This window comes from Halochromatium sp. (assembly GCF_054919635.1).
This window is the reverse complement of record NZ_JBUDPI010000377.1, coordinates 1-3,379: the sequence shown is the minus strand read 5'-3', so window position 1 is coordinate 3,379 and position 3,379 is coordinate 1. Positions and strand designations below refer to the sequence as shown.

Sequence of the window (3,379 nt, the reverse complement as noted above, 5' to 3'; positions counted from 1 at the left end):
GCGGAACCGCTCTGGCGTGCAGGGTCCGGGTGGCCGAAAATCGCTACAGCGCAAAAGTCTCCGGGCGAACGGGTCTCGAAACCGCCTCAAAAACGGTCCATACTTGTCGCATCGTCTCGTTTCGATAATGAAAGTCTCATTGACCCCATGCGGACGAGGTGAAGGCAAGACAGAAGGCCGGCGGAAGACGATCTAATGGGAAGACTGGTGGGCTATGCGCGGGTGAGCACCCTTGAGCAGGATGTGGACCTGCAGCTCGATGCGTTGCGGGAGGCAGGCTGCCACGATGCGCTGATCTTCGTCGACAAGGTCTCTGGCGCCAAAAGCCAACGTCCCGGCCTCGACGCCTGCATCGATGCACTCGAGCCGGGAGACACGCTGCTGGTCTGGCGTCTCGATCGACTTGGCCGGTCAATGCCGCATCTGGTGACCCTGATTCAGGAGCTTCTTAAGAAAGGTGTGGCATTCCGCTCGTTGCGGGACGGGGCCATCGACACCACCAGCGCGTCCGGGGAATTGGTCTTCCACATCTTCTCGGCGCTCGCGCAGTTCGAGCGACGGTTGATCCAGGAGCGCACCAAGGCAGGGCTCTGCGCAGCGCGTGCGCGGGGACGCCAAGGTGGGCGCAGGGCGATCACGCGAAACGATCCCCGTGTGAAGACCGCCTGCCGGATGCACCGCGACCATGAGCTCAGCGTCGAGCAGATTTGCAAGACGCTGGACATCTCGCGGGCGACCTTCTACCGGTACCTCGCGGTGGCCAACGAGCCGACGCCGGCACCCTGATCAACGAGCTCAGAGAATCGACATGAACATGGTTGTCGCGGCCGAAACACCTCCCTTGTCAGCCGATGCCTCTGGTGTCTTCCGCGTGGGCCACTCGCGCGTGACACTGGATACTGTGGTCGGTGCCTTTCGCGATGGCGCCACCGCCGAGGGGATTGCGGAGCAGTATCCAGCGGTCTCTCTCGGTCAGGTCTATGCCGTCATCGCCTACTACCTGGCCCATACCGCGGCCGTCGATGACTATCTGCGCGAGCGCGAACAGCGCGCCGCCGAGGTCAGGCAGGCGAACGAGCGACTCTTTAGTCCAACCGGGATACGTGAACGCCTGATGGCGCGCCAAGCCGGGCAGGATGCGATGTGATCCGGCTGCTCGCAGACGAGAACTTCAACAACAACATCGTGCGCGGCGTGCGTCTGCGAGATCCCGAGATCGATGTGGTACGTGTCCAAGACGTCGGTCTCTCTGGAGCCGATGATCCGAGCGTGCTGGCGTGGGCGGCTGAACAGGGCCGCGTTCTGCTGACCCACGACGTGGCCACGATCACGGCCTTCGCCTATGAGCGGGTCCGTGCGGCCAAGCCGATGCCGAGGATCTTTGAAGTCGCGCGCACCGTGGCGCTGCGCTCCGCCATCGAGGACATTCTGCTGCTGGCCGCCTGCAGCGTGGATGGAGAGTGGGAGGGGCAGGTCAGATACTTCCCGTTACGGTAGGACTCGAGGCCCCGAACGGACCGCGTTGGCCGGAAGGAAGCGTCCTTAGCGCATGTTTTCGTTCCGATGATTGTCAAAACCCTAAACTTGATCCGTTGACCCGAAAACGAGACGCGCGCATCGTCATGCAGATTGTTTGGACCGATTATTTCAAGTATCGCGTTAAGCTCAGGGGCTTTCGCCTGGAAACAATCGAAGAGGTCTTGAGATACAGTACCGAAAGATACTATGACACCTCAACAAGATTGCTTGGTGGTTATCGGTCAAGATGGTCGCATGCTGATCATGATCCCCTATGAAAAAAGTGATCTTGATCGCGTGACGCCCATCACTGTTCACGCCACGACCAGGCAGCAAATCAACTATCGCTTAAAAAGCGGGAGATTTCAATATGAATAAAACAAGCCTTCGGTATTTTGAAGAAGAAGATATTTTGCACCTCATGATTTCAGATGAAGACGAAAAAAACAGCATTGAAATCAGCCCAAACATTACCGCTGAACTTAATGAAAAGAATGAACTCATTGGGGTTGAAATCATTGGGGCGAGTCCGTTTTTGAGGGACTCGCTGCTTGAGTCCGTTCAAGCCAAGCTGCTGCAGCTGTCGCAAAAAGCAGCTTAGTCGACGGGTCCAGCCAGCCCGGTGACCGAGAGCAGCGATGTATATTTAAAATACTGTATATTTATAATTTTGTAATACATAATTACAAAGAGACACCAACCGTTTAGTACGAGCCTCTTGGGAACAGTGACGCCCGGCATCTGGACACAACCAGACACCGACACCCCGCCCCTCAGCGCCAGAAAAATATAATCAGTGTGTTGCCCTTCAGCTGGACACAACCGGGTCGTCTATAATCTGCGTCAACGCACAAGACCCCTCGCTGTTACTGGGCTGAGCACTGATTTTTGACCTTACAGAGTGGGCCTTATGCGCAATGGCGCGTGCCGGCCTGGATGGACAGGGGCGGACACTTGACGAGTGGTAGACCCAACACGCGTGACCCTGTCGGGACAACGAACTCGGTTACATGTACCGCTACTATCTGCCGGGCGCCTACGGCGTGGACAAAACCGGAACCCAGACCGTCGGCGATGTCACACTGACGGACATAAAGGTGCAGTACTTGTCCGGTACGTCTTATTCGGGTAGCACCGCTTGGCTCTTCCAATTCAGCGATGGCGAACAGGACTCTCATGCTAAGAGCTTGAAGACCTTCGGTTGGGCCGTTCGCGACGGACAATGCGCCTACAGCATTGGCGGCAACGTCTCGGGCTTAGCCTCCGGCCAATCGGTGGTGCTGCAGAACGACGGCGGCGATGACAAGACCGTCACCGACAACGGCGCCTTCACCTTCGACACCGAGGTCGCCTATGGCGGCAGCTACGCGGTCACCGTCAAGACCCAGCCCACGGGCCAGACCTGCACCGTCAGCGACGGTTCCGGCACCGCCACCGCCAATGTCAGCGACGTGAACGTGACCTGTACGAACGGCGGCACTCCATCACAAAATCAATCGGAAATCGAAACCCAAGCCAATTCCGTGACCTCCGGTGAGCAAACCACAATCACCGTCACGGTCCGCGATGGCGCAGACAACCTGCTCTCCGGAATCAGCGTGACTCTGGTTGTTGAGTCGGCCTCCGAGACTGCCGGCGCCGTCACCATCACCCCGAGTGAAAAAACCACCAATGCCCAGGGCGAGGCCAGCTTTGTGGTGGGCAGTACGGTTGCGCAACAAGTCCGGTTCAAGGCGTCGTTCAACCCCGACCTGTTTATCGACATCACCTGGGCGGATTCGCCGGTGCAGCGTGGGCCGGTCAACGCGATCCCCACCCTCAGCCTGCCGGCACTCGGGGCACTGGCAGGGTTGATGATGTG

At 58.3% G+C, this 3,379-nt stretch carries 5 protein-coding genes; all 5 read left to right on the top strand.

Annotated elements, in window-relative coordinates; genetic code table 11:
- Positions 1-195 precede the first annotated feature (195 nt).
- Positions 196-786 carry a recombinase family protein gene (locus ACY693_RS16870; RefSeq protein WP_462322972.1) on the top strand — a complete coding sequence of 197 codons (591 nt, stop codon included), beginning with the start codon at positions 196-198 and terminating at the stop codon, positions 784-786.
- A 22-nt stretch (positions 787-808) separates the two neighbouring features.
- Positions 809-1,147: a DUF433 domain-containing protein gene (locus ACY693_RS16865; protein ID WP_462322971.1), complete on the top strand. Its 339-nt coding sequence runs from the start codon at positions 809-811 to the stop codon at positions 1,145-1,147.
- Positions 1,144-1,497, top strand: a complete 354-nt coding sequence (locus ACY693_RS16860; protein WP_462322970.1) for a DUF5615 family PIN-like protein — start codon at positions 1,144-1,146, stop codon at positions 1,495-1,497. Before ACY693_RS16865 ends, ACY693_RS16860 begins: the two co-directional genes overlap by 4 nt.
- Before the next feature lie 391 nt (positions 1,498-1,888).
- Positions 1,889-2,119, top strand: a complete 231-nt coding sequence (locus tag ACY693_RS16855) for a DUF2283 domain-containing protein (RefSeq protein WP_462322969.1) — start codon at positions 1,889-1,891, stop codon at positions 2,117-2,119.
- A 409-nt stretch (positions 2,120-2,528) separates the two neighbouring features.
- Positions 2,529-3,379: Ig-like domain-containing protein (locus ACY693_RS16850; protein ID WP_462322968.1), on the top strand; the 851-nt coding region annotated here is incomplete at its 3' end.